Genomic DNA, 26291 nt, shown 5'->3' with positions numbered 1-26291 from the left:
ATAGTAAAGGCGCTTCAATAATACAGTTGAAGCGCCTTTTTTGTACTAATATGAAAAAAGGTTTATTTTATTAACCCTGCACGTTTCAGTAATGCTTCTGGTTTAGGTTCCTGTCCTCGGAAACGTTTATATAATGTCATTGGATTTTCTGTACCTCCTTTTGATAATACGTGATCTTTAAATTTATTAGCGATTCCTTTATCAAAAATTCCATTTTCTTTAAAGTATTCAAAGGCATCTGCATCCAGTACTTCTGCCCACTTATAAGAATAATACCCCGCAGAATATCCTCCTTGAAAAATATGAGAAAAAGCAGTGCTCATGCAATTTTCGGCTACATCAGGATAGAGTGATGTATTTTCAAAAGCTTTCTTTTCGTGTGCTTTTACATTTGTAATACTACTTGGATTCTGAGCGTGCCAGGACATATCTAATAACCCAAAGCTTAACTGACGCAGTGTAGCCATACCTTCCATAAAAGTTGAGGACTCCTTGATTTTTTCAACCAATTCCATAGGAATCACTTCTCCAGTTTCATAGTGTTTAGCAAATAACTCTAAAGCATCTTTTTCATAACACCAGTTTTCAAGTACTTGACTAGGGAGTTCTACAAAATCCCAATATACACTTGTTCCTGATAATCCAGGGTATGTAGTATTAGCAAGCATACCATGAAGTGCATGACCAAACTCATGAAATAAAGTAGTTACCTCATTAAAAGTTAAAAGCGATGGTTTGCTAGGTGTAGGTTTTGTAAAATTACAGACAATAGAAATATGTGGCCTTATATTTTCACCTTCTTTTCTCATTTGAGGTTTGTACGATGTCATCCAGGCGCCATTACGTTTTCCTGACCTAGGGTGAAAATCGGCATAGAATACAGCAATAAAATTACCATTGTTATCAGATACATTGTACGTTTTTACTTCTTCGTGATACGTATCAATATCATTTGTTTCTTTAAATTGTAAACCAAACAAGTTTGAAGCTATCATAAATACACCGTCAATAACGTTCTCTAGTTTAAAGTATGGTTTTAGCTTTTCGTCATCAAGATCAAAGAGTTTTTGTTTTAATTTTTCAGAATAGTAAGCTCCATCCCATTTTTGAAGCTGATCAATACCATCTAATTCTTTTGCAAAAGATTCTAGTTGATTAAATTCTCTTTCTGCAGCAGGTTTAGCTTTTTCTAATATTTCGTTTAGAAATGAAAATACTTTTTCAGGAGTTTTGGCCATTCTCTCTTCCAAAACATAATCTGCATGAGAATTGTATCCTAATAATAATGCTCGTTGGTATCTAAGGTTTGCAATTTTTAAAACGGTATCTTGATTATCCAGATCATCACTATGAAATCCTTTGGCACCGGCAGAGAGTGCAAGTTTTTTTCGTAATTCTCTATTATCAGCATATGTCATAAAAGGAATATAGCTTGGATAATCTAATGTAACTAACCATCCTTCTTTGCCTTTGGCTTCAGCCATAGCTTTTGCAGCTTCTTTTGCGCCTTCTGGAAGACCGGCCAAATCAGCTTCATTAGTTAATAACATTTCAAATTTATTGGTCTCTGCCAATACATTTTCTCCAAACTTAAGACTCAATTTGGATAACTCTTTATCAATATCTCTAAGTTTTTCTTTTTTATCATCCGAGAGATTTGCTCCATTTCTTGAAAATGACTTATATCTTTTTTCAAGTAGGGTTGATTGTTCTGGGGTAAGGTTTAATGTTGCTTTTTGATTGTATACAGATTCTATTCTTTTGAATAAATCTACATTCAACGCAATATCATTACTAAATTCTGAAAGGAGAGGAGAGGCTTCCTGTGCAATTTTCTGGATATCTTCATTGGTTTCTGCACTATTTAGGTTAAAAAACACACTGGTTACCCTATCTAATAGCTCGCCACTATAATCTAAAGCTTCTATAGTATTAGCAAACGAAGGACTTTCAGGGTTTGTTAATATAGTATTAATCTCTTCTTTTGCTAGAGCAATACCGTGTTTAATAGCCGGTAAAAAATGATCTGACTCTAATTTTGAGAAAGGCGCCAGGTCGAATGAAGTTAATAATGGATTGTTCATATAAATATTGATAATTATATTTTATTTAATTCTTTTGTCGAAAAAGTGTGTCTTTTGTCGAGAAACACCCCTTTAATTCTGGTCATTTAGATTATAACCTACTATAATACTGGTAGATTTGTTTAGGTTTATTAGTAATGACCTATTTAAAGAAAGTAACATTATTGTTGTTAGGGGTATGGATGACAATAATATTCTTTATAAAGGTCAAATATATTGAAAGAGCTGCAATAATTGTAGCTCTTTTTTTGGCTAATTTTCTTAAAAAAGCCACTTTTTTGGTAGGAAACATGAAAAAATGTGTGTTTTTTCTACTAAAAAAACTAGTAAAAAGTCACTTTTTATGCCTTTTATCGAAAAAAAATGCTTTTTATCTAAATTGTTGATAAATTTTTCAGTACTTTTATTGTGTAATTAAAGTAAGGTTTTACCTTTGTTACAGGTTTTAAGAGTATGGTCTTGCAATGAATTTTTTTGTGTAATATATTTAAGTTGGTTAATAAATATTGTTATATTCTTTTGTAAGACCTGATATTGAAAAGAGTCACTGATCCAGTGACTCTTTTTGCTTTTAGTAAGTATTTATGTACAAAATACTTTATTTCTGTACTTTTTTAGCTCCTTCAATAACCTTTTGCTTTAACCCTTCTTTATAGATTAATATTTTATCCAGTACACATTTATCTGATGCACCTATAATTTGAGCGGCAAGAATACCAGCATTTAAGGCTCCATCAAGTGCTACTGTAGCTACAGGAACACCTCCAGGCATTTGTAAAATAGAAAGTACAGAATCCCAACCATCAATAGAATTTCTGGATTTTACAGGAACTCCAATTACAGGTAGTGGGGATAGTGATGCTACCATTCCCGGAAGATGTGCTGCACCGCCCGCACCTGCAATAATTACTTTAATACCTCTGGTATGAGCATTTTTACCATAATCAAATAGTTTTTCAGGAGTACGATGTGCAGAAACAATATCTACTTCGACTTCTATATCAAAACCTTGTAATACTTCTATTGCTTTTTCCATTACTGGCAGATCACTTGTACTGCCCATTATAATTCCTACTTTGCTCATTCCTGGTGTTTTATGAATGTAATTGTTTATAAAATGTAATACTGTTTTATTTGAGGTAAACAGTGTTTATGATTTATCTGCTGATTACTTTAATAGTTTTCTTTACCTGTTCCGCGATCTTTCGGGCTTCAGAAATATCCTCGTGTACTACAGTAACATGTCCCATTTTTCTAAAAGGACGAGTATGTCTTTTGCCATAAATATGAGGAGTAACTCCTTCCATCTTCAGGATAGTTTCTATATTATTATAGATAACATCACCAGTATAACCTTCAGCACCAACTAAGTTAACCATAATACCTGCCACTTTACTTTCTGTAGCTCCTAATGGTAAATCTAAAATAGCTCTTATATGCTGTTCAAATTGATTGGTATAACTGGCTTCAATACTATAATGGCCACTGTTATGTGGCCTTGGCGCCACTTCATTTACAAGAATCTCATCGTTTTGTGTTTGAAACATTTCTACAGCAAGAATACCAACGTGCTCAAAGGTTTCAGAGACTTTTTTTGCAATATCAATAGCTTGTTGCGCTACTTTTTCATTGATTCTTGCAGGGCATATTACATACTCTACCTGATTTGCTTCTGGATGAAACTCCATCTCGACCACAGGATATGTTTTAATTTCTCCAGATGGACTACGAGCTACAATTACAGCCAGTTCATTTTTAAAATTCACAAGCTCTTCTGCAATACATTCGATATCTGGTAGTTTTGCTACATCAGTTCCTGATCGAACTACCGATACACCTTTACCGTCATAACCTCCTTTTGCACTTTTCCATACAAAAGGTAACTTTACCTTATTACTAGTGATACCTTCGGTAAGGTGTGCTTTGTTAGAAAACTTAATAAACTTTGCTGTTGGAATGCCCTTATCGGCATAAAAAAGTTTTTGTTTTCCTTTATGCTGTATTTTTTCAAGAGTTGCAGCACTAGGGTATACTTTTTTGCCTTCTTTTTCAAGTTGGGCTAAAGCTTTAACATTAACGTTTTCGATTTCTATGGTAAGAACATCTACTTTTTTACCAAAATTATATACGGTATTATAATCGGTTAGGTCACCTTTTTCAAAGTGATTACAGGCAATCCTGCTTGGTGCTTCAAAGCTTGGATCTAGCACATACGTTTGTATATCATACTTACGAGTATCATATAACATCATTTTACCCAATTGGCCACCGCCAAGGATACCTAGTTTAAAATCTGAAGAAAAGTAATTTGTCATTTTGGGATACTAAAACTGTCTATGACCGCAAAAATAATTTTTTCAAAACGAATAACCATAATAATATAAGCTAAATGCCTAAGCTAAACTTTTATAACCTTATTTGTAATCACTATCTTTGCCGCTTTAAAAGTTAAACCTATACTGAGAAGATACTCAGTTTACTATGATTACACTGCACGATTTGCAATTTACGCCTTTTATTGGCGAGGATGAAATAACCAGAGCAATTGATAAATTGTCGGCTAAGCTTAATGAAGAGTTGGCAGATGAAAACCCTTTGTTTATTGGAGTTTTAAATGGTGCCTTTATGTTTGCATCAGAAGTAATAAAGCGATTCGATCATAATTGCGAAGTGAGTTTTGTGAAGTTATCATCGTATTCGGGTATAGAAACTACGAATGAAGTTCACGAGTTAATAGGTTTTCAAGAAGATATAGCAGGAAGAACTATAGTTGTCTTAGAAGATATTGTAGATACTGGAAATACTATCGAAGTTCTGGCACAACTGATGAAGGATGGAGGTTGTAAATCTTTTAAGATTGCTACTTTATTCTTTAAACCCGAAGCATATACCAAAGAAATTAATATAGATTATATCGGAATTTCGATTCCAAATAAATTTATAGTAGGATGCGGACTTGATTATAATGGATTAGGCCGTAACCTCACCGAAGTTTATCAACTAAAATCAAACAACATGACAAATTTAGTGTTATTCGGTCCTCCAGGAGCGGGGAAAGGAACACAAGCAGAAGTTTTAAAACAAAAATATAGCCTGATACATATCTCTACAGGAGATGTATTTAGGTATAATATAAAAAACGCAACCGAATTAGGGACATTGGCAAAATCGTATATCGATAAAGGGCAATTGGTACCAGATGAGGTTACAATCAATATGTTGAATGCTGAAGTCGATAAAAACCCAGAAGCAAATGGTTTTATTTTTGACGGTTTCCCAAGAACAGAAGCACAGGCAGACTCTTTAGCAGAGTTATTGACATCAAAAGGTGCTGAAGTAAGTGCGATGGTCGCACTAGAGGTTGATGATGAGGTGTTAGTTCAAAGATTATTAGAGCGAGGTAAAACATCAGGACGTCCTGATGATGCAGACGAAGGCGTGATCCGTAACCGTATCAAAGTATATTATGACGAAACAGCTATCTTAAAGAATTATTATCAAAAACAAGATAAGTATTTTGGAGTGGATGGAGTAGGAGCTATTGATGAAATTACAGAAAGATTAAGTATAGTAATTGATAAACTTTAATTACTATACCAACATAAGTTGGATCTTTTTTTCAAATATTGAATAAATAATAATAATGAGATTCTGGGTAGTACCGGGATAACTGGCAGTGAATAGTTATGACTGAAGGGAATTTTGTAGATTATGTAAAATTGCACGTAACCTCCGGAAATGGAGGAAAAGGATCTGTGCATTTACATAGAGAGAAATACATTACCAAAGGAGGACCTGATGGTGGTGATGGAGGACGTGGAGGACATATTATTATCCAGGCAAATCCTAATATGTGGACCTTGTATCATCTCAAATTCAAGCGTCATTTCAAAGCTGGACACGGAGCACATGGGAGTAAGAATAGAAGTACCGGTGCTGATGGAGAAGATGTCTATGTAGATGTTCCTTTAGGAACTGTTATTCGTGATACCGAAACTCAAAATATTTTGCATGAGATTACCGAAGAAGGACAGGAAATTGTTATTGCTGAAGGAGGAATGGGTGGTCGAGGAAACTGGCACTTTAAAAATTCAGTAAACCAAACACCCAGATATGCACAACCAGGAGTCGAAGGACAACAATATGATATTACATTAGAGCTAAAAATACTAGCCGATGTTGGATTAGTAGGATTTCCAAATGCAGGAAAATCTACTTTACTATCTGTAATTACTTCGGCAAAGCCTAAAATCGCAGATTATGAGTTTACAACGCTGAAACCTAACCTTGGAATCGTTGAGTATAGAGATTTCCAAACTTTTGTTATGGCTGATATCCCCGGAATTATTGAAGGAGCAGCAGAAGGTAAAGGAATAGGACATCGTTTTTTGCGTCATATTGAACGTAACTCTACCTTACTGTTTTTGGTGCCTGCAGATGCTCCAGATATCAAAGAACAATATGAAATCTTATTGGACGAGCTTAGACGATATAATCCAGATTTATTAGATAAAGAACGATTGATCGCGATCTCCAAATGTGACATGTTGGATGATGAATTAAAAGAAGAACTAAAAACAGAATTGGATGAACAACTCCAAATTCCGTACTTATTTATTTCTTCTGTAGCGCAACAAGGATTACAAGAACTAAAAGACAAACTTTGGCAAATGCTGAACGCATAACCAAACAATATAGATAATTTCAAGCTCTTGGTTTATTATAATCAAGAGCTTGATTTTTTTACTTACTTAACGATTCCTGATTCAGAAGAGTTTTTTGTAATGATACTTAACCCAAAAGCCGCAGCTGCAGCAGTAAAAACAGAATAATCGAGCGGTCCTTTGATTCCTGTGGTTATGGCCATAGCAATTCCAAATAACAACAATAGATATCCGCTAAGTTGAGCGAATAAAGATGTTTTAAAGCCAACTATTAAGAATAGAGCAAAAATTATTTCTGCTACCGTTGCCAAAATAGCAACTGTATTAATAAAATAGTCAGGAATCCATGGGTTTATGGTTGCGGTATATGCCAAAAAAGTACTCCAATCTCCCCAGGTTGAATTTTCTTTAGGCCATATTCCAAATCTATCAGCAACAGCAGACAAGAAACCTATTGCAAGACTGAACCTAAGAAAAATATTGATATAGGTTGTTTTCATATTAATATGATTTTTATTTACTCTTGAGAAGGTGTTGGTTTTAATAAAGTGGCTACTCCGATTCTGTTCCAAACATTGATACAACATATTGCCATAATAATATCAGCAACCTTTTTTTTACCAAAAAGTGTTATTGCTTTTTGATATAGAGATTCTTTTAACCCACCTTGCGCGATAAGGGTAACTTCTTCGGTCATTTCTAAAAGAGTTTCCTCTTCTAGAGTATAAAAATCAGAATCTCTCCAAAAAGGTAATCCATGAATTCTATATTGCTTTTCTCCTTTATCAATAGCCTCTTTGATATGCATCTGGACACAATACGCGCAACTATTAATTTGGGATGCTCGTATTTGTATTAATAAAAACTCAATATCGGTAAGTGAACTTTGCTTTAAGTCATTGTATAGTGCAAAGAGTGGTTTGTAAGCATTGGGATTAATGTCTTTAATATTAATTCTATCGGTTCTCATATCTCTTTTTTTAATGTTTGAATACAAAATTGAGAATATGAAATAAGGAAAAAATTAATCTAGATTAAGAAATGCATTATGACTTCTTTTGACCTCGAATTTTACTTAGAAACTCGGGTGTAAATCCTAGGTAAGAAGCCAACATATATTGTGGAATTCTTTGCACAAAATCAGGATTGTAATCGCAAAAAACATCATATAATTCTTCACCAGAAAGATCATACATAAACTGAATTCTTTTTTGATCGGCAACACGTACTTTTTCTAAAATGATTCTAAAATATTGGTTTAACGGCAATGATTTTTCAAGAAAAGTATCTAGTACAGATTTACTGATTTTTAAAACAACAGAATCTTCAGTAGCTTGAATATTAAGATGAGAAACAGTCTGATTGATAAAACTATCAAAATCAGTAATCCACCAGTTTTCAATACCAAAATTGACCACCTTTTCTACTCCTTTTCGATTTACAAAAAAACACCTGAAACACCCTTGAAGAATAAAGTATTTGTGTTTGCAGTGGCTTCCTTCTGTAACTAAATATTCTTTATTAGATATAGTTTGGATTTCAAAAGCATTTAAAAAGATATCCAGTTCATTTTCGGGAATAGCCACAAAAGTTAGGATATGGTTTTTAAGTTGATCGATCATCTTATGAATTGGATGTGACACTAATTGATTCATCATTTTTGTCTTTTTAACACTAAAAATGCGTCGTCCATTACATTGCCTGTTAGTATTAAATCCTTGAATGGCGTGGCTACGGATGAAGCAGACATAGTACTACCATCATCCAGGTATATTTTTTCTACTGTATAATCATTCTCCCCTCGATAATTGATTTTAAGAATTTCTGAAGGAGCTGTTTCTTTATCTCCTTTGGCATAGGCAGTGAATCGCAATAAATTAGGGTGCCCTGCGGTCCATAAATTACCTTCGGGATCGATTTCAATATTATCCACACCGGTATCACAGTCGATATCTTCTATAAAATCTAATGAACCATCTTCCAGACGTTTGTATACTTTTATTAGAAAACCTCTGGGAGAAGCTACATATAATAGATTGCGATTGGAGTCATAGTTGATTCCATTAGCATAAGCGATCCCGCTTGCTACTTCTTTAAATTCTTTACCATCATAATACAATACATTAGAGGCAGAAAGCCCTGCATATTCTTCTAGTAGCTTACCAATACCTTTAGTATATCCGTGATCATTGGTTACATAGAAGCGATTTTCATCAATAAGTACCACATCATTAGGACTTATTAAAAGAGGATCTGTAATTGTCTTTTTATGTATTGCTAGATCTTTTTCCAAAGAAAAAACTTCGATGCTATGTCCTTTTTCGGTATGGTTTATAGCCAATATCTTATAAATACTGTCCTTTTGTATCATTGAAATACCGTGCGGGGCAAATGATTCTGCAAATGATGTTGTAAGTGGAGTTATATCAAAATTTCCATTTTGTAAATCCATAGTATATAAGCCACCTTTTTCTTCTTCTTGTGGTGGATATACGCCTCTACGTGTCGAGGAGATCAGGGCAAAATTCTCTGATCGACTTATGGTGATATCTTCTGCACCAGGAAGTTTGATTTTCTTTATCACAGTTCCTTCAAAGTGATTTTCGATACTTCTGAAAAAACCTGTAGTGATTAACGTATGTAATACAAAGATTATAAGTAAAGCGAGAATAAAGAAAATAATTTTTTTAGTAAGTCGCATAGTGTTGTAGTATGAAGTAATAGATTATTTAGGTATCATTTGAGCAGGATCATAAAAGAAATGTTCTTCAGCAATATACTCATCTTCCCAACGCTGATATGCGATTTCTTCAATTTGCATTGAGGTGCCATCCAATAGATCAAATTTAAATTTCCACCGTATTACTGCCTGATTATCTTTTATAAATACAGGTCTGATACATTCAGAATATATTGATTTTACATTCGAAAGCATTTTACGTTCGTTAGCAACAAGAACGTCTCGCCCAACTCTGGGTTCTGATTGGTTTTCTTGCATAGAGGCATTAATAGTGTAAAATTCTTCGATGGCAGCAACGTGTTCATTTTCTTCAACACGAGCAATAAAACGTTCAACAATTTCAACAGAAGGCATGCGAATATTTTTAAGTTATGGTCTGTCTCGAAGATAACAAATTAATAGCATTTGTTTTAGTGATAAATTTCTAAGGGTGTGTTCTTCAATATGCTGATTATAAAGGGTTAATCGTTTTTTTAATATTTCGTTAAGAATTATTTAACCAAGCCTTACCAAAGTAAAGTGTGTTACTGGCGTTGTTAAGAAAAACTAAAACTGATTTCATTTATGAGTAGGGTTTGAATAAGGTATTCAAGAAGATTTGGTGTCAAATACAATTGTCTAAATCATCTTAAAAAGTAAAAACGCTTAATAATTAAAATCCTACGGATACTCATTTATAAACATCAGTTTGCAAATGTTAAAATATCTTTAACAAGACATCAGATACGATGCTATATAAAATAGCAGTATCAACATACTTTTTGGTAACTAACTAAATATTAATAATGAGATTTAAAACACAAATCAGCGCTTTTACCATTTTTGGAGTATTATTATTGTTAACTTCTTGTCAGGATGCAGATACAAAGAAAGTATCAAAGGTTGATAAGGATAAATTGATAGCCCAGGCAGATATTCCTGAAAAAGAAAAATATGTCCCTACTCTTTCTGAAGTAATCTCTAAGGATATTGGTTTTTCAGAATTGAATAAGATTGTAGAGACAACAGATTATTCCAAAATGCTTAAGGGTAAAGGACCATATACTATTTTTGCGCCACTTAACGGGGCGTTAGAAAGGCTACCACCTAATATGCTTGATAATCTTAAGAAACCTGAAAATCATGCTAAATTAACAGGTATTATTAATTGTCATATTATCTCTGGATTGATTAATAAGCAAGATATTATTAAGGCAGTAAAAGAATATGGAGGTAGTGTAAAATTAAAAACGATAGGAGGGTCTCGTTTAATTGCGTCTCTAAAAGGAGATAAGATCTATTTGATTGATGAAACTGGTAATGCAGGAAGATTGATGATTAATGATATTGAAGCATCAAATGGAATCATCCATACGATTGAATCAGTAATGATGCCTAAAAAGTAACCCTACCCTAATAAACCAACCACTCTGAAGCTGAATTCTGAATGTATTTTCAGAATTCGGCTTTTTTAATGGATTATTAAATCTCCTTTTTGTAATTCCTTAAAGCTATTTCCATAGACCACCAGTATTTCTTTTTATTCAGGTATGTCCAAACCAGGTAATCAAATAGTCCTAGATAATTCCACTCCCAAACTAAAAAGTTAATAGCCATTGTTCTGGCTATTTTTTTTCTGATGTTTTTTAATTCTAATTCGTCAATTCCGTTTTGAGATAACAGGTCTTTGGATTGATTTTTTTCGTGCTCCTCAAATTCTGTATCCAAATAGGGGAGATTAATATGTTCCCAGATATCAAATCGATTTATAATTGGAATTTTATGAACTGTAGCAAATTTTTCTAAAGCATTTTTTAATTCATGTTTAACGAAAATAACTTCATTTTCTTGATAGACAAGTGAAGGAGGAAAGGTGTTTAGATTTATTTCTGAAACTTGATTTGATACTATTTTTTTCCTTTTGTGAACCGGGCTTTGTTTGAAATAATATCCATTTGAGAAAAGTATTTCATTTTCTTCAAATTTGATATCTATTTTTTCATAGTTGCGCTTCACCCAAATGTTGTTTGATACCTAGTAATATAACTTATTTATTCATTGTATTCTAGAAAGCTTAAATCGAGGTAATTATTATTGATATCTGATGGATCTACGTATAAATAGGTTTTTTCTTTGATAGCAAAATGCATTTTCAATTTTGTTAATTCCATATCAATATGTAGGTTGTATTTTATCTTTTGTCTTCCATAAGGAATTTTTAATTCAATATAATTATAATTTATATCTCTATGCTCAATTCGTTGGTGTTCTCCTGCTCCAATTATAAATTCTTGATTCCAGCTATTACTTTTTATTTCAACATTATCTAAATCAATAACAATTTTTTCTCCGGTTCTGATTAATTCTTTTCTTTTTAGTATCAGCTGTTTTTTTATCTTCTTATCTTTTATTTTTTCTATCAGAAACCATATTCCGAAAGGAAGTAAGACCAATAATCCAATCCAGATAAATGTAATATTTCCATCTCTATTTCTTCCGCCAACTCCTGCATAAAGAATAAAGAAACCTAAAAAGAATATTCCAGCCAGGATGTAATAACCAATATTGGATAGTATTTCTTTAAAATTTAATTTCATTTTTTAAAGTGTGTTATAGTACTATATGTATGTGTCTCAATAAAGCAAAATGTTACCAATTACTTTTGTTAGAGCATCAGTTTATTTAGAGTAAAAACCTTTGAGAAGTGTATTATTCAACTATTATAGACCACTAAAATTCAATACTGGAATTGAAATACTAAATCCTAGAACCAATAATATTACTATTTGATATTTTTTCTTACTGCCGATTGAGATATTCCATAAAATAATACCGTAGTTAAGATCAAATAGATTAAACTTCCAACTAAATCATTGTTGATTCCTAAAATACCTGAGAATAACAGAGAAAATAAAATATTGATACTCCCATGAGTTGGAAGATGCCCATTAAAGGTCATCCAAATTACAGTAGAATTTATTAACAAATAAATTGCTGTAAAGAGAATGGTATTTTTTCTGTTCATTTAGAAATATAGAGTTTATTGTATGATTTTCAGTAATTAGTTTACAAAATAAAAAAATAATAGCGACTTGAATTAAAATCCAAATCGCTATTGCTTATAAACGTTTTGTTTAACGTTTACTTAAATATTGATATTGTTAATTAGTGGTAATCGATACAGTACTTGTACCACCATTGGTGATTGTACCATCAGCATACTTAGCATAAGGTCTGATGTGATATGTAGTCGAAGAAGTTAAACCTGATATAACCTCTTGGTAACTAGTAATTCTTATGTTTTGAGCAGGACCTGTATATAATAGGATGGTACTGTTTGAAAAATCATTGTTTAAACTGTATTCAAACCCTATTTCTGTAGGAGATTCTTTTTGTATTTCGGTAACGTTTATTTGTGGTGTGATTTCGGTTGAGGAAACAAAAAAAGGTGTTGGTTCCATCTCCATAACAAGTGTTCTTATAGTACTCGCGTTTACATTGGTACTTGCTTGTATCTCGTTACCATAAAAATAAGTGTTATCACTCATCTCAAAATACCCTCTGATAAAATAAGTTTGACCGCTTGGTAAGTTTTGGATAGCTCCTGTAAGCATATCCTGTGGACCTGCAGCAACTACAGTATTATTCGCATTTACTTCAGTATTTGAAGTTGTTCCATAAACGAAACCTCTGCTTAATACCGATCCAAATGAAGAGTTCCCATCTTTAAAGGATCCAGAGATTGTTAAGTTTACAGTACCGTCTCTATTTATGAAAAAGTCAGTCTCGGCATTTGTTGTGAAATTTCTGTCGTCAATTGGAGTTGCATTGTCATCATCATTTGAGCAACTTACTATTGACGTTAAAATTGCTACGCATAGGATTGTGTTTAATAAAATTCTCATTGTTTTAATTTAATTACTTTATAAAATGAACTTTAGATGTTAGAAAAATAAAGAACCTTGCTAATAACTGATATGGACTATTTATATTGTATATCACATAAAAAAAGCACACTTTAATTCTTACCAGAATAGTTGGTAAAAACTGAAGTATGCTTTTATACAAAATTATTCAAAAATTACACTCTCAATTTCTTCTTCAGTGTTAAAGCGTAATTCTATGTTTTTCTAAATCGGCTGCAAAAATACGAGTAACTCTAAGATATAAAAAAGGTTTTCTGTAATTATATGTACAGCTTTTATTTTAGAGATACCTTTCTTTGAGTATGTTTATATGATGCGTTTCGTGCCCTATAATAGATTTGAGAAAGTTTTCAAGAGTAATCTCATATTGTTTGGCCATCCCTTTGATATTTAATTGATTTTCTGATAATGCTTCAACAAAGCTAATGGAGGCTTTCCTTACATTGAGGAAATCTGTTTTTAGTTCTTGAAAAGTCAATTCTTCAGAACGACTATTATTTACCAAAAGATTTTGGTCATACCCCCACAATTGTACAGATTCATTTCTACTGAGTAAAAATGCACGAAACATCTTTATTCTTTCATGATCTGTGATATGACCGACTACTTGTTTAATATTCCATTTGTCTGGTAAATAGCGATAGTTAGCTTTTTCCTCATTAATTGAATCCAGAAATGTAAAGGTTGATAATGAAGAAAAGAGAGGTTTACATTCAATATCTCTTACAAGATCATAATAATATGGGAAACCATCTTTGGGTGTGTATTTCATGTTTATATTGATGATTTTAGTGAAATGAGTATCGATTTATTGTTCTTGTATCCTTAAAGATAGTTTTAAATTGGATACATTATTATCTTATATTTTTGATTCTAAATTTCTTTAATCACTTTACAAGGGTTACCATAAGCAAGTACATTATCGGGAATGTTTTTGGTTACTACACTTCCTGCACCTATCGTTACATTATTTCCTATTGAAACACCAGGAAAAATAATCGAATTACCTCCAATCCATACATTGTCTCCAATATGAACTGGTTTGGATGATGTCAAATACCGAGATTCTAATCCATTTTCTACAATTCTATCTGTAGCTTTTAAAGGGTGGGAAGCTGTATATATCTGAACATAAGGAGCTATTAAACCATTTTTTCCAATAGATATTTTATTATTGTCCAGAAACATACAATTAGTATTTATAAAAGTGTTTTGTCCTATCGAGATATTTGCTCCATAATCACAAAAGAATGGAGTCTCAATCCATACTCCAGGACCTTTATTCTCAAAAAGTTCTGATAGAATTTTTTCTTTCTCTGCAGCGAGTTCAGAATCAAGATTATTATACTTCTTTAATAGTTTCCTGGCATTATGGTACATTTTCAACAATTCAGGATCCCTTGAGTCGTAAAAATCTCCATGAAGCATTTTATCCTTTTCTGTCATTTCTTATCTTAATTTATATGATTCGCTATGGGGGATATGGTAATAGGTTCTAAACTCTGTAACAAATGATTTTTATTCTATTAATAATAGTTTGAATATTTTAGAATTTCTGTCAGGAAATTGATAGCCATCAGGAATTTCATCTTTATGTAATTCTATAAACCCATTCTTTTCATAAAATCGATGTGAGGCTTTTGCTACTGCAGCAGTATCTAAAAAAATAGATTCAAACCCAAGACTTATAGCCTCCTGTTTTAAATGATCAAATAGCTTTTGAGCAATTTTTAAACCTGTTCCTCTTAATTCTTTTTTTACAAACATTTTTCGTAGGATTCCACTTTTAAAATTCAGTTTTTGTAATCCTATACAACCTACGATTTCGTTTTTGATTTGTGCAAGCCAAAAACCACCACCATTATAAAACTCTGAAGTGTTTATCAAATCTAATTGTTCACCTTTTTTAAACCCAAGTCCAAATTCATCATTTTGAATTTTAAGAACAAATTCTGTAAGTTGAGATTGCTGATCTATTCTAAATTCATTGATCATAATAACATATTTTATTTTAAAATGATCTTGCGATGAATTTAACCTACAGTAGTTTTTGGGTTATGTCCTATTTTAAAATTGCAAGAGTTTGCAATAAAACACATTCTATTAGCTTCTGAGTGTAGCTCGTTGGCTTTTTTAATTTGTTTTTCGTTTTCGATAGTCACGATTGGATTTAGAGTAACTTCGGTAAATCTTCCATTTCCATCTTTAGATTCTTCCATAATCCCTGTGGCGTTATCAATATAATCAGTGACTACTATTTTATTTACAGAACATAGGTGTAGGTACCAAAGCATGTGACAGGTTGATAATGATGAAAGAAAAAGTTCTTCTGGATTGTATCTGGACGGGTCTCCTAAAAAAGAAGGGTCTGAAGAGGCTAAAATATCATTGTATTTTCCTTTTCCCGAAATAGTATGACTTCGGTTGTAGGATTTATAATCAAGAGTTCCTTTACCTTGATTTCCTGTCCATTCGATTTTAACTAAGTAATTATGATTTTTCATTATGCGGTTTATATGATTTTTTTAATTATTCTTTCTCCAAATGACATTTTTTCAAGATTCGACTCTAATATTTCTAAATGCTGTGTTATTGAAATGTCTTTATAAAGAATTTTAGATTTAAAGATTTGTGCTTTTATTTTAATCAAAATAAACCTCTGTATTTTGATTTATTACCATATTGTGTAATTGTAAAATCTGAGATTTTAAAATCCTGTTTTCAGAAAGTTCGGGCAGGTGATCAATATTAAAATAATCTGCTTTTTCAATATCAAAACTTGTGTTTATTTCACCTTCAAACAATTCGCATAAAAATACTAGTTTATAAACATAAAAGGGCTGAGGTGGATGAGGGTGATGCTTTTTGTCATATATAGCAAGTAGTCTAATTACTTTAGCATCTAATCCAGTTTCTTCTTTTACTTCTTTGACTATAACTTCTGAAGGAGAAAAACCTATATCTCCCCAACCTCCAGGAAGAGACCATTTACCATCTAATTTTTCTTTAACCAATAAAATCTCATTGGATTTGTTAAAACAAAATGCTCTAATATCAACTTTGGGAGTGGGATAATCATGGCTTGGCATAAAAAAGTCATTCAAAGCCGCAATAGGCTTTTCTGAAACAATACTTAATAATTCAAGGCTAATCTCGAGTAATTCATCATATCGTTCTTTATCATATTCATCTTGACAATACACAAGCCCTGTTTCTGATAATGATTTAATGCGTTTAATTAATTCGAGGGAGTTTCTTTTTTCCATGTATTTTTAAATTTAGGTCTTGCTTTATCGGGTAGGTAGTTTCATGGTATTAAAAAACAACAATTTGTTTCTTTTGCTTTAATACTAATATTTTCGTTCATTTTATATATCAGTTTAGAATGTTGGGGATATTTATAATGAATTATTCTCTACTTTATATTTATAATTTTGATAAATAATTTCGTGCATTTTTTCTGACTTACCAAGATCAAATTCAATTTGTAAAGGATATTTTCTTTTTAACTTCATAAGTTCTTCTTTATCCAGTGAGCAGAAATCTCTATTAGATTCATTAACCAAACGTTCTACATTTTTTAAATGTGCTTTGGTTATCTTTTTTAAGATAGTATCTAGAAATTTTTGATTCACCCCTTGTTGCCAATCGATTAGATAGTTTACTTTACTAAAAGATTCTGGAGCTATTTTGTTTTTACCTATGCTTTGTAGATACGTTTCAATATTTGATGGTAAAGAGTCAAGACTAATCGTTTTATCTTCTACATATAATCGATTTTTTGTATAAATATTAATGCGATAGTACTCTCTAAATCGATTAGGTATTGGACACTCCTGGCAATATGGATAGTCATAATCTGTCATAACTTTTAAAGTTCCATCCTTGTTTTCAATATCAAAAGGTATTTTAAACTCAATCCGCGAACAGTGTTTGCATAAATCATCATTATAATATAAGTCTGAGATATCTTTTCTTGCTAAATAGTAAGGTGTTTTAACATCAAATTTTAAAACAGGAATTGTATCAGTTGAAGCTATAAAATCGAATCTGTTACTACAAGTGTTATTACTATTGTTGTTATTATTATTGGAACACCCTATAAATAGAATTAAGAATATAAATGATATCGTATATTTCATTTAGTACTGATTTTATTAGGTAGTACTATGGGTTTGTTTTTTTCCATTGATTAATTATTAAAAAAGTTGAATCTAAACTTATATCCCGTGGTATCGTGTATTCTGAGATCCCTTCATATAGGATTTCAGTAGCAGCGGTTCCGCATAAGTATAAATCATGCTCTTCTGCATATTTGTACATGCTGTCCAATTTTGCTTTATTTTCCTCTCGTTTTTTTTGAGTACCAGTAGTATCAATAATATAGGAATCATAACGATCTCTTAAATAATCATAATTTAAACCGATTACAGTTTTCAAATCTTCATTTAGTTTTTTTGAATACCTAATTCGTTCTGAGATTTTGGTTTCTGTTAAAGGATCTATTATTACTAATTTGTCTATAAATAGATTAGTATTAATAATTAGTTTAGATTCAATGCATTTTTGATATTTAGAATATTTAAGGGTATCGTTCGGTTTAATTTTGGTAGTAGTACTATCTTTCTCATTTACTACCCAATAAGTAGTTTTACCATTAACCCATTTACCGTCATTTGGTAAAATTTCCTGGATGATTTTATTTTTTTTACTCTCACAAGAAAATGTAATGAATATAAAAGTTAAAAAGTATATAATATGTTTCATTTAAATAATTGGTGGTTACCTTTAATTAATAAATAGTACTAGATGTTATTGGCTTTTGTTGATTTTCTCATTTAGATAATTTTTAAACTTGATGAGTTCTATAGATTTCTTATTATCTCGGTAATTAAATTCAATTCTTCCGTTTTCAATCCAAACAGATTCAAAATATCCTTGAGATACTGTGCCAATTAGTTCGATCTGTTTCTGTGAACTAATCCTGTCAATATCTATTATAATAATTTCAAAATCTTTTATTTCCGAATTATTTATTAACCTTAAAATAGACTTACCGTGTATTACAGACTGCTCACTCCATCGAGCATGGATTGACAGAATGCCTTTTTCAACTTTAGTCAAATCGAATTTATCAATATTGTCAATTTGATTAATCCTTAAATAGATGTCTTCGCTTATATCTTGAAAAAGTTGATCAATCATTTTAATTGCATATGACGTTTTGGGTATCATTTGTTGTGAAATTTTCTAAAAGAGGATTTCGATAAGTTTTAAGATATAAAAAGACATAAAATAGTATAAGTAGTTTTTATTTTTTTTGTTGATCAGGGTTTTTTATCTCAATAATCAAAAAACTAACTAATTCATTTTTCTTAGTCTTTTTTAAATCAGCCAAAAAATGTTGATCACTTCCTTCGTTAAAGTTAGTGCCCATATACGTTGTGTATTGTTTGAAATGAATGTCATATGCTTCGGGGTGTGCTCCAAAGACCGTAGTATGAATATGACGATTATCAGCAGAGCTACCATAATCTCCAGGTAAAATGGTTTCAATATAAATCTGTCCCTTATTATTAGTTAATGACTGTCCATTTAATCGTGCTGTGGATTCATCACTGGGATCAGTTGGTTCGTATTTTCCGTCGGTAGAAGTATGGTAAAACTTCACTAACTGATTAGAAAGCGTTCTTTTACTTTCTTTGTCGATAAATGTCAAACAGAGTAAAAGCTTTTCTCCAGGTTCATTCTTATCTGCAATTTTTAAAATACTTTTCTTTTGTAGTTTTTGAAAATTGAGAAGCGTCTGGTTTTCTGTTTCAGATGTAGCTATAATAGTTCGATCTATAGAACAACTAAGTAAAGAAAGAAAAAATGTAATCAAAATTAACCGATTCATTTTTTTGTGATTTTAAGTAGAGATGCGGTTGAGAATAACGTTATAATGTACAGTGATTATTATTCTTTTTGAATTTCTGTTTTTAAAGTGATTTTACCAACATTAATATTTTCGGTAGGTTTCCAATTAAAGATTTCACCATCTTCCCAAAGAATATATTTGTGGTTATAATGAGTTTTTTTGCCAGAAGGTAAATATTCATATGTGTAAATTACATTGTATTGGGTTCCACTTCTTTTTACTTTTGAAAGATTAGTAAGTACTTTTTTACCTTTAATTTTTTTAGATTTAATTTTTGCATAAAAGCTAAAATTAGGATCAGATCTTAAAATCGTTTTCCCTTCAGCTAACAAAAAACTCTGGATATCTAATGATTCTGAACTTTTGACAATAGTTATAGAAGGACTACTCAATTCGATTGGAGTGCTGGATGAGAAGAAAATAATAGAAACCGATAATAAGAAGAATAGCTTTTTTTGATTCATAACATTTTTTTAGGTTACATAAACAATTACTTACCATTTTATAATGGAATAGCTACAAGTTTAAGTACTCAATTTAGTAAATACAAACCGAATAGAAAACTCTTACTAAATAAGTCTCTTTTACTAATTCATTAAAGAGGGTTGATAATAGTTATTTTTCATTCAATTGCTTTTTTAACCGTTCTAAAAATAACTTTTCGATCTCTATTCTGCTTAAATCATTAAGATATTTAACATCTTCTCTGTCGTATTTATTTAAAAAAATATTCCCGGTACCTTCAATTCTGTAATTTAATATGCTATCAAGCTGTATTTTTAAATACCCATCTTGTAATTCTTCCATTTTGATTTTGGTCACAATACTTGCTTTTCTTTTAGGAATCTGAATTACGTAGATGTATCTGTTCTCTTGTTCAGATTTATATAGATCCATTCCATTTTTAGCCTTTAGGAGGTCAGACTTAACAATAATCTCTACATCTGATTTGAAATTATATCTCAGAGTTTTATGAGGAAGGGTAGTGGCTACAAATGAAAAGCAACAAACTCCAATTATTATCCGTTTTAAAACTTTGTTAGGGTTAAGTATTGTTCTAAAGTTGCTTTTCCAAAAATGGTAAGAAATGGGCAAAATTAAAAGAGAAACTAGGTCTGAATAATCTATAGTCCGATCAATCCCAATTTCATATGAGTGGGCAAAGTCAAAAATAGGTTGTGAAAGTTCTGATTTCCATAAAACGAATAAAACCCCGCTAAAAATGTAAATGGGTTTAATTTTTTTAGGAAAGAAACAACTGAAAAAATAAGGAAAAGCGAATAATCCCGCAAAATCAGATAATTTTCCAGTCAGATAATTGTGATATTCGTATTTTAAGTAGAGGTCATTAAATAGTAATAGGAAAATTGAAGTAATAAACTCTATCCGGTATAAATGTTTTTCTTTAGTCATGTTCCTTTTTTGTTACTTGGAATGCCCCTTGTATTGTAAGTATATACGATATAAATTGTTATAAAAAGTTTTAACTTAATGACACTTTATATTCAGGTTTATTTCTATAAATTGATTCCAGATCTGATGATTTTTTTCTTGAGGAGATAAATAGAACCAGACTAAATATTTCTTCCTCACTGGGCAGTACTCACTTTTAATTTTAGCGTTGAGAACAATAAGTTCTTTTTTAAAGAACTCATCATACAGCTCAATTGATCCTTCAAAAGTGTTTTTATCTGTCTGTTGTAAAGAAGACTTAGTTTCAGGGATTTTTTTAAAGAAACTAAAATTAGTAATAGCACCAGTATTCATAAGGCCATCAAAATATATATTCATTATACCTTCCAGTTCAGAAGAGTTTAAATTTGGGTCTTTTTTAATCATCCATAAAAAAACATATGAAAAATAGTCCTTACTATCTTTTTCACCCCAACCCGGTGCAAATCGAATATGTTCTTCACCTTCATATTTTAAATCTCCTGCGAATATTAATGGAAACTCTAGAACTTCACTACGCCAATCATTTTTTGTTTCAAGAACGTTCTCTATATTATTATGTAATCGAAAATAAAGGTATACACCGCCAATTGCAATAATGATTATCAATATGAGTAATATCTTGAGTAGTCTTTTTAACATCTGTTGATTATATTGTTTGTTTACAGTGTGTTGTATCGAATATGTTTCAAGATATTTTGTTGTTAATTGATTTTAAAGAAACAGAATTTTCCTTAGAAATACAAAATCGTTTTTTGCGTTTTATACTATGTTTTTACTCTATCAATGATTCTTCTTAAAGCTATTTTTGCTTCTCTCATCACAGGAAGTAGTGGCCAGATATGAGGCATGTTTTCACCTTTAATTACTTCAATATCTATTGCAGATTCCTTTAGCTTTTGGATTGTCAGTAATTGATCAGGATATGTTATATCATTTTCGGCTATAAATATGATAGTTTCGGGAAACTTGTTAAAACTCCCCTGTATAGGAGAAATCATTGGGTTTTTTAGATCTTGATCTTTGGCACACATTTTCTTTGCACTAAGAACTCCAGTTTTAGATAACATAGGGTCAATAGGATCAATCTTATCTATTTCTGGATGAGACATGGTGGCATCCATTACCGGAGAAATAAGAATGATTTTAGTTGGTAAACCTTGTTTTTTTTGAATTAATCTTTGGGTTAAAGCAGTAACCAAAGTCCCTCCTACAGAATCACCAATAAGTGTAATGTATTTTGCTTGATGTTTTTCTAATGCCGCAGTATACATCAAATCTATATTCTGAGATATTGTTGAAATTGTATTTTCTGGAGCTTTTGGATAATCACACATCCAGATTGTATGATTTGTATGTTTTGCAATTTGTTGTATGGTATCCCAATGATGTTTTGCAGGTCCTGAAATAAAAGCACCTCCATGAATAAAGATTAATAAACCAGTAGAACTTTTATTTTGATTTACTTCTGTAATTAAAGTGTCTGAGATTTTGAAAGTGTATATGTTTTTTTGTTTAAAAAAGGCGCCTTTTGGATGATGAATATCTTCTTTTCTTATTTTTTTGAAATCTATAGGGTCTTTACTAAACTCTTTTTTTATCCCTTTTAGCTTGATAATAAATAAAGTAATATAATACGTTATGCTTTGTTTCATTATTTAATCAAGTTAAAATATTCTGTTAAATAGATGTGATTTGTTTCGAAGAAGAACTTGAATTTGAGTTCTTTATTTGGATTAAAAATAATTAAAATCTACGGAATTAACCCTCTGTTTTTTTCTTATTTAAAGTCGTTTAATTTTACCTGTTTTTATAAAACAGGTATTTCTACCCTAGTAAAAAATAGGATATCCAAAGATCTTTGTGAAGCGATCAAATGCAAATACTAGATAAAAGGCCTTTTACTTTTTTGATTGCCAGACTTAATCTATTACCTATTTAAAACAAAGTACAACTTAAAATCAATTTATTATGAGTGGTTCAGCTTCAAGTATATGGTCTACCAAAGGCCGACAAATCATATGTTCAAGAAATCTAGGGACTCCACTACCTTTTTTGATCAAAGGGGTGGCATACAGCCCAACACCTATAGGACAATCTAGTATTGCTGATCCTTTAGGGCAACAAAACAGTGCCATATGGCAACGTGATTTGCCACTTATCAGAGCGATGGGGGCAAACTCTATTCGTATCTATGGAATGGATGCATCAAACAGAGGTAATTCTAAAGAATTTCTGGATGCCGCCTGGAATAATGGAGTCGATCCTGTTTTTGCCATGCTTTCTATCTGGATTTCTCCTGGAGGAACAGGTATCCCTAACCTAAGTACGTTACAACAACAATATGAGTGGATGGCCGAAGATTATGGTGATCATCCTGCGGTGATAGGTTTTTCTATAGGATCAGAGTTTAATACACCTACTAATATTCAATCTTCTACTTTTTGGAGTGACTTCAATACCTTAACGCAAGCCGTAAAAAATGGGATGGCAAAAAACAAAGGACAAAAGCTGATTTCAACTGGTTTTGTGGATTTGGTAGTAGGTGATGCAGAACAAACGATCGTTGAAGGAGAAGCTAATAATGCTGGAGTAGATGTTTGGGGTATTGATTCTTATAGAGGAGATACTTTTACAAACTTATGGAGTCAGGTAGAATCAGCTACTTCAAAACCATTTATCATAACTGAGTTTGGAGCTCCGGCATCGTATCACCCAACAGGTACTAGTTGCCAGGCATCAGAGCTACCATCTACCGGTACACCCAAAATGGGAGACCTGGTTACATATATGACCAGTTTATGGCAAGATATAGAAAATAATAATGCTGCGGTGAATCCTCAAAAAGTAGGCTCTGGAGGATATATCTTTGAATGGACCGATGAATGGTGGAAATCCCCACAATGTGGAGGTAATGATACACACGCTGGTGGTTCTGCACAAAATGGATCTTTTCCTGGAGGATGGGATGATGAAGAATGGTTTGGTTTAAATTCAGTAGCAGCGGGTTCACCCAATGTGATTACTCAAAGACCAACATATACGTATTTTGAATCTATTTGGAACCAATAATTATCCCTTATAATTACAACAAAGTATTTTGGCTATAATTTTGGTAGACAAAATCAATAGAATTATCGAACTGTAGAATCAAATTTTGTTGAACGCACCAAGTCCTGATTTTTCTATTGACTACTATAAATTATAGCCATTGCTTTATGTAGTAGGTTTTTTTAAATCCATTGCCATAATGGGTAAAAACCGATCTTTGATACTACTTTTTAGTTTTCCGATTACTTGAAATCCCATTTGTAAATAAAACTTTTCGGCATTGGGATCTGCATCGAGGATTACTCTTTTAAAATCTGTTTTTTCTACCCGATGTAAAAAATCAGTTATTAGTATTTTACCAAAACCTTTGCCAATTGATTCTGGATCGATAAAAAGAAAATTGAGTTTGACATCAGTTTTGTTTTCTGGGTTATAGGCATAAAAACCAATTAGTGTTTCGTTCTCGACAAGTCTGTATACTTCATTATCATCAATATACTTTGGAGTAATAGTTAAGTCATCTCTCCACTCTTCAATTTGTTCTTTACTATAACCCCAATATGACTTTGATCGTATGGTTAATTCAGTGATTTCTTCTGCGTCTGTTCTAAGTGCTTTTTGAATTTTCATTTTAAGGACACCTTTTTTATAGCAGCGACTATTTCGCTGATGAGTATTGGTTTTCCTGTATTTTGTTGGTGATTTGTCCTAAATTATTTGTCAAAATAAGGTGTATTTATTTCAATTGTTTCAATCTCATACCAACTGGGTTCATATTCAGGTTCTTCTTGTTCTTTTTTTTCTATATAAGAATTAGCTTCATTGACTGAGATGTAGATACTATCTATTTTTCTTGTAATTTGACCAAACCCCTCTTCTAAGAGGCTTACAATATGAAATGCTTTAAGTTGTTTAGAGGTATCATTTTTTATAAGATTTGAAACATCATCTATGATTACATCTTTTTTTAAATCCACCTCTTGATATCCTTGTTCTTCCCATTTATCTTCCCGATTGCATTTTTTTATGTATAAATCCTGGTTTTTTGAAGCGTCCTCAAAACTATCAAACAAACCAATAATGATATCATGATGAGTATATGGAGAAATTTTCCTTTTAAGTAAAAACATTAATTAATAAATCTAATTGATACAAAATAGTTTTTTATAGTAAAAGTTACCAATTACAAGTATGTATTGATTTTGTTTTTAAAGAAACAGAAAATTAATTAAATAGACAAAAAGGAGTGACTTCGCAATTTGTGAGGAAGTAAAAATTAATTGTTAAATAGATCATTAGGTTTAATTACATCTATTTAAGCCACTTTTTTATAAGTTCTTTTTCTATATCCTCAGAATACAAGCATTTTTCCTGGTCTTTGCATAACATTTTACTGATCGTAATATCGTTTTTTTGGTATCGATTTTTGTATCCGTCTAATTGATCAGTGATCATCTCGACCATAGGACGATTTATAAATCCTGCATTAATTGCTTTCTGGACATTAAAATAATAAGATCCCGTAGGTTGGGATCTCCATAAAGGCATTACTTTGTATGGAAGAATACCGTTTTTAATTAAAAAATCACCATCAACCCAATGCATTTTTTCAGGCTTGCCGGTAACGTGAATAAGACAAGATACATAATCTTTAAAAGCTGTTGGATGATAGGCAACGTTATAAGATCCGTAGTTTTTTGTTATTGAACAATGAACAATAAAATTAGATAAACTTTTGGTATCCGTTACTTGCATATGGTGATTCTCTACATTTGGTAGTAGAATTTCACCTCCTTGATAAAATCGAATAGGCCAAAAAGGTTCTGAATCAGGATCTCCAGGGCGTGTTACTCTATAACCTCTCATACCGTGGGATCTATAGATAGTAAAATTATCAATTCGTTCTCTAATCGCTTCTTCTGCAAATGTTTTTCTGATGGCATATCTAAAATCCTCGCTTATTGCCTTCGGAAATTTAGGAAGTGGATTTAAAGGTTCTGATTCTGTGATAAATTTTTTATCCCATTTATCATAAACAGAAATTGTAGATATATAATGATAATGTCCAAAACGTCCTTTAAACTCTTCAAGAAAATCTGAAACAGCTTTTGGAGATTTTTGCCATGTATCTACCACAATATCCCAATAGGTATCTTTGTGTTTTTTATAGATGGCTTTGAGCCCTTTTTTGTTTTCTTTTTCTCGATCACATATGATGACAGGTAAATTTTTGAAAAGATGTGGATTGGTTTTTCCTCTGTTTAATAAAGTAACATCGTATCCTGATGTTAAAAATGTTTTGACTATAGTAGGTCCCAAAAATCCTCGGCCTCCCAAAATGAGTACTTTTTTGTTGGCGATGTTACCTGGTGTAAACCCGATAGCGTCCAAAGGGTTTAAAAAGGTAAATAAAGAAGCGGCTCCTACAGTTTTAATAAATTCTCTTTTATCCATACGATTGATCTGATTATGGAT

At 31.6% G+C, this 26291-nt stretch carries 32 protein-coding genes; 4 read left to right on the top strand and 28 right to left on the bottom strand.

Annotation, left to right across the window (positions count from 1 at the left end; translation table 11 throughout):
- Nucleotides 1–62: 62 nt before the first annotated feature.
- The 3 genes from U0D62_RS02630 to U0D62_RS02620 all read right to left on the bottom strand — a co-directional run bounded on the left by U0D62_RS02630 (nt 63) and on the right by U0D62_RS02620 (nt 4399).
- A complete protein-coding gene (locus U0D62_RS02630) occupies nt 63–2084 on the bottom strand; it encodes a M3 family metallopeptidase (protein ID WP_322193739.1) in 2022 nt (673 codons plus the stop codon).
- Nucleotides 2085–2682: 598 nt separating this feature from the next.
- A complete protein-coding gene (gene purE / locus U0D62_RS02625) occupies nt 2683–3168 on the bottom strand; it encodes a 5-(carboxyamino)imidazole ribonucleotide mutase (RefSeq protein ID WP_322193738.1) in 486 nt (161 codons plus the stop codon).
- A gap of 73 nt (nt 3169–3241) precedes the next feature.
- Nucleotides 3242–4399, bottom strand: coding sequence for a 5-(carboxyamino)imidazole ribonucleotide synthase (locus U0D62_RS02620; protein ID WP_322193737.1), 1158 nt, complete (start codon nt 4397–4399; stop codon nt 3242–3244).
- 166 nt (nt 4400–4565) lie between these two features.
- Between U0D62_RS02620 and U0D62_RS02615 the strand changes: the two genes are divergently transcribed.
- Together U0D62_RS02615 and obgE are read left to right on the top strand one after the other, a co-directional pair.
- Nucleotides 4566–5672: an adenylate kinase gene (locus U0D62_RS02615; protein ID WP_322193736.1), complete on the top strand. Its 1107-nt coding sequence runs from the start codon at nt 4566–4568 to the stop codon at nt 5670–5672.
- A gap of 98 nt (nt 5673–5770) precedes the next feature.
- Nucleotides 5771–6769: a GTPase ObgE gene (gene obgE / locus U0D62_RS02610; protein WP_322193735.1), complete on the top strand. Its 999-nt coding sequence runs from the start codon at nt 5771–5773 to the stop codon at nt 6767–6769.
- Between the two features lie 62 nt (nt 6770–6831).
- On the opposite strand, the gene U0D62_RS02605 is transcribed toward obgE, so the two are convergent.
- The 5 genes from U0D62_RS02605 to U0D62_RS02585 form a co-directional block, all read right to left on the bottom strand.
- Entirely contained in the window at nt 6832–7248 is a 417-nt protein-coding gene (locus tag U0D62_RS02605) for a DoxX family protein (protein WP_322193734.1), read from the bottom strand.
- Between the two features lie 17 nt (nt 7249–7265).
- Nucleotides 7266–7718 (bottom strand): carboxymuconolactone decarboxylase family protein, encoded by a 453-nt coding sequence (locus U0D62_RS02600; protein WP_322193733.1) that lies wholly within the window; start codon nt 7716–7718, stop codon nt 7266–7268.
- A 76-nt stretch (nt 7719–7794) separates the two neighbouring features.
- Nucleotides 7795–8406 carry a Crp/Fnr family transcriptional regulator gene (locus U0D62_RS02595; protein WP_322193731.1) on the bottom strand — a complete coding sequence of 204 codons (612 nt, stop codon included), beginning with the start codon at nt 8404–8406 and terminating at the stop codon, nt 7795–7797.
- Nucleotides 8403–9449: an SMP-30/gluconolactonase/LRE family protein gene (locus tag U0D62_RS02590; RefSeq protein ID WP_322193730.1), complete on the bottom strand. Its 1047-nt coding sequence runs from the start codon at nt 9447–9449 to the stop codon at nt 8403–8405. The genes U0D62_RS02595 and U0D62_RS02590 overlap by 4 nt, the downstream gene beginning before the upstream one ends.
- A 24-nt stretch (nt 9450–9473) precedes the next feature.
- Nucleotides 9474–9842: a nuclear transport factor 2-like protein gene (locus U0D62_RS02585; RefSeq protein WP_322193729.1), complete on the bottom strand. Its 369-nt coding sequence runs from the start codon at nt 9840–9842 to the stop codon at nt 9474–9476.
- 431 nt (nt 9843–10273) lie between these two features.
- On the opposite strand from U0D62_RS02585, the gene U0D62_RS02580 reads away from it, so the two are divergent.
- Nucleotides 10274–10873, top strand: a complete 600-nt coding sequence (locus U0D62_RS02580) for a fasciclin domain-containing protein (RefSeq protein WP_322193728.1) — start codon at nt 10274–10276, stop codon at nt 10871–10873.
- Between the two features lie 76 nt (nt 10874–10949).
- Here the strand turns inward: U0D62_RS02580 and U0D62_RS02575 are convergent, their stop codons facing one another.
- From U0D62_RS02575 to U0D62_RS02495, 17 genes are all read right to left on the bottom strand, one after another.
- Nucleotides 10950–11483, bottom strand: coding sequence for a hypothetical protein (locus tag U0D62_RS02575; protein ID WP_322193727.1), 534 nt, complete (start codon nt 11481–11483; stop codon nt 10950–10952).
- A 35-nt stretch (nt 11484–11518) separates the two neighbouring features.
- Nucleotides 11519–12064: a hypothetical protein gene (locus tag U0D62_RS02570; RefSeq protein ID WP_322193726.1), complete on the bottom strand. Its 546-nt coding sequence runs from the start codon at nt 12062–12064 to the stop codon at nt 11519–11521.
- A gap of 185 nt (nt 12065–12249) precedes the next feature.
- Complete coding sequence (locus tag U0D62_RS02565) at nt 12250–12492, bottom strand: hypothetical protein (RefSeq protein WP_322193724.1); 243 nt, start codon at nt 12490–12492, stop codon at nt 12250–12252.
- A 136-nt stretch (nt 12493–12628) separates the two neighbouring features.
- On the bottom strand, nt 12629–13372 hold the full coding sequence (locus U0D62_RS02560) for a hypothetical protein (RefSeq protein WP_322193722.1): 744 nt from the start codon (nt 13370–13372) through the stop codon (nt 12629–12631).
- 301 nt (nt 13373–13673) lie between these two features.
- Nucleotides 13674–14165 carry a DinB family protein gene (locus tag U0D62_RS02555; RefSeq protein ID WP_322193721.1) on the bottom strand — a complete coding sequence of 164 codons (492 nt, stop codon included), beginning with the start codon at nt 14163–14165 and terminating at the stop codon, nt 13674–13676.
- A 101-nt stretch (nt 14166–14266) separates the two neighbouring features.
- On the bottom strand, nt 14267–14839 hold the full coding sequence (locus U0D62_RS02550) for a sugar O-acetyltransferase (protein WP_322193720.1): 573 nt from the start codon (nt 14837–14839) through the stop codon (nt 14267–14269).
- 72 nt (nt 14840–14911) lie between these two features.
- Nucleotides 14912–15388 carry a GNAT family N-acetyltransferase gene (locus U0D62_RS02545; protein WP_322193719.1) on the bottom strand — a complete coding sequence of 159 codons (477 nt, stop codon included), beginning with the start codon at nt 15386–15388 and terminating at the stop codon, nt 14912–14914.
- Nucleotides 15389–15426: 38 nt separating this feature from the next.
- Nucleotides 15427–15897: an OsmC family protein gene (locus tag U0D62_RS02540; RefSeq protein WP_322193718.1), complete on the bottom strand. Its 471-nt coding sequence runs from the start codon at nt 15895–15897 to the stop codon at nt 15427–15429.
- 138 nt (nt 15898–16035) lie between these two features.
- Nucleotides 16036–16659 (bottom strand): NUDIX hydrolase N-terminal domain-containing protein, encoded by a 624-nt coding sequence (locus U0D62_RS02535; RefSeq protein WP_322193717.1) that lies wholly within the window; start codon nt 16657–16659, stop codon nt 16036–16038.
- 132 nt (nt 16660–16791) lie between these two features.
- Nucleotides 16792–17535: a hypothetical protein gene (locus U0D62_RS02530; protein WP_322193716.1), complete on the bottom strand. Its 744-nt coding sequence runs from the start codon at nt 17533–17535 to the stop codon at nt 16792–16794.
- A gap of 25 nt (nt 17536–17560) precedes the next feature.
- A complete protein-coding gene (locus U0D62_RS02525) occupies nt 17561–18160 on the bottom strand; it encodes a hypothetical protein (protein ID WP_322193715.1) in 600 nt (199 codons plus the stop codon).
- Nucleotides 18161–18205: 45 nt separating this feature from the next.
- A complete protein-coding gene (locus U0D62_RS02520) occupies nt 18206–18628 on the bottom strand; it encodes a hypothetical protein (protein ID WP_322193714.1) in 423 nt (140 codons plus the stop codon).
- A 76-nt stretch (nt 18629–18704) separates the two neighbouring features.
- Nucleotides 18705–19292, bottom strand: coding sequence for a dioxygenase family protein (locus tag U0D62_RS02515; protein ID WP_322193713.1), 588 nt, complete (start codon nt 19290–19292; stop codon nt 18705–18707).
- 59 nt (nt 19293–19351) lie between these two features.
- Nucleotides 19352–19777 carry a hypothetical protein gene (locus U0D62_RS02510; protein ID WP_322193712.1) on the bottom strand — a complete coding sequence of 142 codons (426 nt, stop codon included), beginning with the start codon at nt 19775–19777 and terminating at the stop codon, nt 19352–19354.
- 151 nt (nt 19778–19928) lie between these two features.
- Nucleotides 19929–20726: an Asp-tRNA(Asn)/Glu-tRNA(Gln) amidotransferase subunit GatC gene (locus U0D62_RS02505; protein WP_322193711.1), complete on the bottom strand. Its 798-nt coding sequence runs from the start codon at nt 20724–20726 to the stop codon at nt 19929–19931.
- Nucleotides 20727–20801: 75 nt separating this feature from the next.
- Nucleotides 20802–21407 (bottom strand): hypothetical protein, encoded by a 606-nt coding sequence (locus U0D62_RS02500; protein ID WP_322193710.1) that lies wholly within the window; start codon nt 21405–21407, stop codon nt 20802–20804.
- 125 nt (nt 21408–21532) lie between these two features.
- Nucleotides 21533–22420, bottom strand: coding sequence for an alpha/beta hydrolase (locus U0D62_RS02495; protein WP_322193709.1), 888 nt, complete (start codon nt 22418–22420; stop codon nt 21533–21535).
- 316 nt (nt 22421–22736) lie between these two features.
- On the opposite strand from U0D62_RS02495, the gene U0D62_RS02490 reads away from it, so the two are divergent.
- On the top strand, nt 22737–23837 hold the full coding sequence (locus U0D62_RS02490; protein ID WP_322193707.1) for a glycoside hydrolase family protein: 1101 nt from the start codon (nt 22737–22739) through the stop codon (nt 23835–23837).
- A 144-nt stretch (nt 23838–23981) separates the two neighbouring features.
- On the opposite strand, the gene U0D62_RS02485 is transcribed toward U0D62_RS02490, so the two are convergent.
- From U0D62_RS02485 to U0D62_RS02475, 3 genes are all read right to left on the bottom strand, one after another.
- Entirely contained in the window at nt 23982–24446 is a 465-nt protein-coding gene (locus U0D62_RS02485) for a GNAT family N-acetyltransferase (protein ID WP_322193705.1), read from the bottom strand.
- Nucleotides 24447–24529: 83 nt separating this feature from the next.
- Nucleotides 24530–24946: a hypothetical protein gene (locus U0D62_RS02480; RefSeq protein ID WP_322193704.1), complete on the bottom strand. Its 417-nt coding sequence runs from the start codon at nt 24944–24946 to the stop codon at nt 24530–24532.
- A 181-nt stretch (nt 24947–25127) separates the two neighbouring features.
- Nucleotides 25128–26270 (bottom strand): NAD-dependent epimerase/dehydratase family protein, encoded by a 1143-nt coding sequence (locus tag U0D62_RS02475; protein WP_322193703.1) that lies wholly within the window; start codon nt 26268–26270, stop codon nt 25128–25130.
- Nucleotides 26271–26291 lie beyond the last annotated feature (21 nt).

This window comes from Aquimarina callyspongiae (assembly GCF_034322225.1).
Lineage (GTDB): Bacteria > Bacteroidota > Bacteroidia > Flavobacteriales > Flavobacteriaceae > Aquimarina.
Note: the sequence above shows the minus strand (reverse complement) of the source record. Positions and strands in the feature narration are given on the sequence as shown.